The 5,195-nt window shown below is 65.0% G+C and carries 5 protein-coding genes; 1 reads left to right on the top strand and 4 read right to left on the bottom strand.

The window, feature by feature from the left end; genetic code table 11:
• The 3 genes from ACK41X_RS22415 to hisD form a co-directional block, all read right to left on the bottom strand.
• Window positions 1-191: low molecular weight phosphatase family protein (locus ACK41X_RS22415; RefSeq protein WP_409728218.1), on the bottom strand; the 191-nt coding region annotated here is incomplete at its 3' end.
• A gap of 7 nt (window positions 192-198) precedes the next feature.
• Window positions 199-681, bottom strand: a complete 483-nt coding sequence (locus tag ACK41X_RS22410; RefSeq protein ID WP_409728215.1) for a UPF0262 family protein — start codon at window positions 679-681, stop codon at window positions 199-201.
• Entirely contained in the window at window positions 678-1,973 is a 1,296-nt protein-coding gene (hisD, locus tag ACK41X_RS22405) for a histidinol dehydrogenase (protein WP_409728212.1), read from the bottom strand. Before hisD ends, ACK41X_RS22410 begins: the two co-directional genes overlap by 4 nt.
• A 79-nt stretch (window positions 1,974-2,052) precedes the next feature.
• Between hisD and ACK41X_RS22400 the strand changes: the two genes are divergently transcribed.
• Window positions 2,053-3,600 carry a cryptochrome/photolyase family protein gene (locus ACK41X_RS22400; RefSeq protein WP_409728209.1) on the top strand — a complete coding sequence of 516 codons (1,548 nt, stop codon included), beginning with the start codon at window positions 2,053-2,055 and terminating at the stop codon, window positions 3,598-3,600.
• 627 nt (window positions 3,601-4,227) lie between these two features.
• Here the strand turns inward: ACK41X_RS22400 and ACK41X_RS22395 are convergent.
• Window positions 4,228-5,195: AAA family ATPase (locus ACK41X_RS22395; protein ID WP_409728206.1), on the bottom strand; the 968-nt coding region annotated here is incomplete at its 5' end.

Below are 5,195 nucleotides of genomic sequence, written 5' to 3'. Positions count from 1 at the left end.
GAAATATCGAGGCCGATCTCGTCCATCACCGCGACCGCGAACGGATCGGGCTCTCCCGGTTTCACCCCGGCCGAGCCGGTATACATGCTCTTGCCGAACAGATGCCGGAACAGCCCCATCGCCATCGGCGAGCGGATTGAATTGAGCCCGCAGGCGAACAGAACCGACTGCGGTCTCGTTCCGGGCGCCATCGCGCGCTCAGCCTTTCCAGTGCAGGACGCAGATCAGCGTGAACAGGCGGCGCGCGGTGGCGAAATCCATCTCGACCTTGCCGTTCAGCCGCTCCTGCAGCAGCTTGGACCCCTCGTCATGCAGGCCGCGCCGGCCCATATCGATGGCCTCGATCCGGTCCGGCGTCGCGGTGCGGATCGCCGCGTAATAGCTGTCGCAGATCATGAAATAGTCCTTCACGATCCGCCGGAACGGCGACAGCGACAACAGATGCGCCACGACCGGCGAACCATCCGGCCGCCTGATGTCGAACACCAGACGATTGTCGGCCATCGCCAGATGCAGCGCATATTGGCCGGCTTCCTGCTCGACCGGATGAAAGACATTTTCCTCGATCAGGTCGTAGATCGCGACCGCGCGCTCATGCTCGATATCCGGCCCGGACCGGCCGATCGATTCCTCGTCGAGCGTGATCGCCACGAGCTTCGATGCGGAGGGCGTATCGGTCATCTCTTGTTCAATCGTATCGCCACCGAGCGCGCATGCGCGGCGAGCCCCTCCGCCTCGCCAAGCGCAATCGCGGCCGGTCCAAGCGCCGCCAGCTGGTCCGGCCCGCATTTGAGGATCGAGGTGCGCTTGACGAAATCGAGCACGCCGAGCCCCGACGAAAACCGCGCCGAGCGCGCCGTCGGCAGCACATGGTTCGAACCGCCGACATAATCGCCGATCGCTTCAGGCGTATACCCGCCGACGAAAATTGCGCCGGCATTGCGGATCTTGCCGATCAACGGCTCCGGATCGGCGGCAATCAGTTCGAGATGCTCGGGCGCCAGCGCATCGATGAGCGGGATCGCCTCGCCGAGGTCGCGCACCATGACCGTTGCGCCGAAATCGCGCCATGACGCACCGGCGATCTGCGCGCGCGGCAGCATCTTGAGCTGGGCCGCCACCGCCGTCTCCACATCCTGCGCGAGCCGCGGGTCGTCCGTGATCAGGATCGATTGCGCTGCCTCGTCGTGCTCCGCCTGCGCGAGCAGGTCGGCGGCGATCCAGTCCGGATTGCCGGTGCCGTCGGCGAGCACCAGCACCTCGGACGGCCCCGCGATCATGTCGATGCCGACCTTGCCGAATACCTGCCGCTTGGCCGCCGCCACATAGGCATTGCCGGGACCGACAATTTTGGCCACCGGCTTGATGGTCTGCGTGCCATAGGCGAGCGCCGCCACCGCCTGGGCGCCGCCGACGCGATAGATTTCGTCGACGCCGCCGAGCTTCGCCGCGGCGAGCACCAGCGGATTGATGACGCCGTCCGGCGCCGGCACCACCATCACGATGCGCGGCACCCCCGCCACCTTGGCCGGCACCGCATTCATGAGGACGGAGGACGGATAGGCCGCGGTGCCGCCCGGCACATAAAGGCCGACCGCCTCGATCGCGGTCCAGCGATGGCCGAGTTCGACGCCCAGCGCATCGGTGAAGCGATCATCCTGTGGTTTCTGGCGCAGGTGGAAGGCCCAGATCCGCTCGCGCGCCAGCGTCAGCGCCTCCAGCGCCTTCGGATCGCAGGCTTTTTCGGCCTGCGCGATGTCGTCCGGCGTGACCCGCAGGCCGAGGGCGCCGAGATCGACCCGGTCGAACCTTTTCGACAGGTCGATCAGCGCCTCGTCTCCGCGCGCCGCCACATCGGCAACGATCCCGCGCACCGCCGCGTCCACATCCGCGGACGCTTCGCGCTTGGTGGCGAGGAAGGCGGCAAAACGGGCGGCAAAGTCGGGACTGCGGCTGTCGAGACGGATCGGCATGGCGCCGTGATGGCGCGGGGAGGCAGGCCCGTCAACACCCGCTGTTGCCGGGTCCCGGCCAAGGCCCGATGATGGCTGCATGACCCATGCCGGTACGCTTCGCCCGGTCCTTGGCGACCAGATGTCCGACGGGCGGCTCCCCTCCCTGTCCGATTTGGACCCCGCCCGCGACGTGGTGCTGTTTGCGGAAGTGCGCGAGGAGGCATCGTACGTTCCCCACCATCGCCAGAAGATCGCACTGGTCTTTGCCGGCATGCGGGGCTTTGCCGAACGCCTGCGAAAAGCCGGCATCCAGGTGCGGTATGTGCGCCTCGACGATCCGGCCAATACCCACACCCTCACAGGCGAAATCGCGCGGGCCGTCGCGGCGGAAGGCAGCAGCCGGGTCGCCATCACCGAGCCCGGCGAATGGCGGCTGAAAGAAGCGTTCGAGGCTTTCGCCAAGAATGCAGCGATTCCGGTCGAGATCCGCGAGGACGACCGCTTCATCTGCTCGCACCATGCGTTCCGGGATTGGGCGAAAGACAAGCAGACGCTGCGGATGGAGAATTTCTACCGGCATATGCGGCGGCGCACCGGGCTTCTGATGGACGGCGATGAACCCGCCGGCGGCCGCTGGAATTTCGATGCGGAGAATCGCAAGCGGCTGCCGAAAGGCGCGGCGGCACCGGCGCGGAAATTCGTGGTTCCAAACACCATCGCGCGGCAAACGCTCGACGATGTGGCGCGCTGGTTTCCGGACGGCTTCGGTGCGCTCGATCCGTTTTCCTACGCCACGACGCCGCAGGAAGCCGAGCATCTGCTCGCAGCGTTCCTCGACGATATTCTGCCGGGCTTCGGCGATTATCAGGACGCCATGGCCAAGGGCGAGCCCTGGCTGTGGCATTCGGTTTTGTCGGCAAGCCTCAATCTCGGCCTGCTCGATCCGCTGGATGTCTGCCAGAGAGCGGAGGCGCGCTATCGCGCCGGACAGGCGCCGCGCAATGCGGTCGAGGGCTTCATCCGGCAAATTCTCGGCTGGCGCGAATTCGTCCGCGGCGTCTATTGGCTGCGCATGCCCGACTACAAGAAGCGCAACGCCCTGAACGCGAACCGCAAGCTGCCATGGTTCTACTGGTCCGGCGAAACCGATATGGCCTGTATCCGCGATGTGGTGCGGATCACGACCGACAATGCCTATGCGCACCACATCCAGCGCCTGATGGTGACCGGCAATTTCGCCATGCTGCTCGGCGTGCATCCCGACGCGATCAACGAATGGTACATGGCGGTCTATGCCGACGCTTACGAGTGGGTGGAGCTTCCGAACACCCACGGCATGGCGACCTTTGCCGATGGCGGCATTGTCGGCTCCAAACCCTATGCCGCGGCCGGCGCCTATATCAACAGGATGAGCGACTATTGCGGAAGCTGCCGCTACGACGTGAAGCAGCGGATCGGCGACGGCGCCTGCCCGTTCAATGCGCTGTACTGGGACTTTCTCGACCGCAACCGCAAGACGCTCGCCGGCAATATCCGTCTCGCCATGCCCTACAAATCGCTCGGCCGCATGAGCGATGCCGAACGCAAGGCCATTCGCGAACAGGCGGAACGCTGGCGCATCGCGTTTGGCGCCGTGCCGGGCTGATCCGGCTGGAGATCGTAGCGATCCATACGACAAGCCCCGCGCACGAACTCATCTTTCGATAGCAGGGGGCGAATTGAACACATCGCTGCGACAAAAGTTGCGGTGCGTTCGCGCTTCGGACTCTTTACAGACTCATTAACGTGGCTAATGTGCTTACATTGGATAAATCCAAAAAATGAGGGGTGGCCAAAGCCACCCCCCAAGTGCCGCTAGCGAACCCCTCAGAACGCCAGCAGAAGCTGCTCCGCCTTCCGGCGGGGCAGCGAGCGGCAGTGGGCGCACACCTGCTCCCACTGACCGAGCCGGAAGCGCACGTATTCACGAACGGCAACCGGCATGTGCACAGGACAGGAAAGCTTCATTGCTTTCTCTCCTTCTGCCAAAGACGGGGAAGGTCCCACGTCGCCCCGAGAGCGCCTTACGCGCCCCGCGGCCATAGTCAGGGCGCGGCGGTCGCGTCGAGGTGGCAGAAATCGTCCAGTGCGAATCGCAAATTAGCACGGAACCGAGCTTCTTTGGACTCGTTACGATTGAAAATTCAGTGGCTTGCGTGGGTTATGGGGATAGTCGATTTTGTACTGGAAGTTGCTCGGTCTTCGTGACCGAAGCTTCCCGCACCTGATTCGATCACGCCACCTGCTGGTCGCGGATCGCGACTGCGGCTTCGAGATCGACCGACACCAGCTGGGACACGCCGCGCTCGGCCATGGTCACGCCGTAGAGCCGGTTCATTCGCGCCATGGTGATCGGGTTGTGCGTGATGATGATGAAGCGGGTTTCGGTCGAGCGGGTCATCTCGTCGAGCAGGTCGCAGAACCGCTCCACGTTATGATCGTCGAGCGGCGCGTCGACTTCGTCCAGCACGCAGATCGGCGACGGGTTGGTGCGGAACACCGCAAAAATCAGCGCCATCGCGGTCAGCGCCTGCTCGCCGCCCGAGAGCAGCGACAGCGACTGCAGTTTCTTGCCGGGGGGCTTCGCCATGATTTCGAGCCCGGCCTCCAGCGGATCGTCGCTCTCGATCAGCCGCAACTCGGCCTCGCCGCCGCCGAACAGCTTGGTGAACAGGTCCTTGAAATGGGCGTTGACCACCTCGAACGAGGCAAGCAGCCGCTCGCGCGCCTCGCGGTTGAGATTCTGGATGCCCTGGCGCAGCCGCTTGATCGCCTCGACCAGATCGTCGCGCTCGGTCACGAGCGACGTATGCTGCGTCTCGACCTCGCCCAGCTCTTCCTCGGCGCGCAGGTTGACCGCACCCAGCCGTTCGCGCTCGCGCCGCAATTTCTCGAGATCGGCCTCGACTTCGGATACGTCCGGCAGCACCGCGCCTTCGCCGATCTCGGCAAGCGCCGCGACGGCCTGGGGCTCGACTTCCAGCATCTCGCGGATTTCGTGCTCGATATCGGACAGGCGGCGCTTGGCGCCTTCGCTGCGCTCCTCGGAGCGGCCAAGCTGTTCGCGCGCGGCCGAAAGCGCTTCGAGCGCCGCCCGCGCGGCGCTGTTGGCGGCGGTCGCGGCCTTTTCGCCCTCGGCAAGGCGATCGCCCGATTCGCGCTTTTCGCTCTCCGCAATCTGCACTTCGCCGAGCAGCGCGA

The organism is Pseudorhodoplanes sp., from assembly GCF_046289595.1.
Classification (GTDB): domain Bacteria; phylum Pseudomonadota; class Alphaproteobacteria; order Rhizobiales; family Xanthobacteraceae; genus Pseudorhodoplanes.
This window is presented reverse-complemented; position numbering and strand designations above follow the sequence as displayed.

Coding starts and splice junctions, on each gene's coding strand:
- ACK41X_RS22410 (WP_409728215.1), bottom strand. CDS start 681: ATGACCGATACGCCCTCCGCATCGAAGCTCGTGGCGATCACGCTCGAC.
- hisD (WP_409728212.1), bottom strand. CDS start 1,973: ATGCCGATCCGTCTCGACAGCCGCAGTCCCGACTTTGCCGCCCGTTTT.
- ACK41X_RS22400 (WP_409728209.1), top strand. CDS start 2,053: ATGACCCATGCCGGTACGCTTCGCCCGGTCCTTGGCGACCAGATGTCC.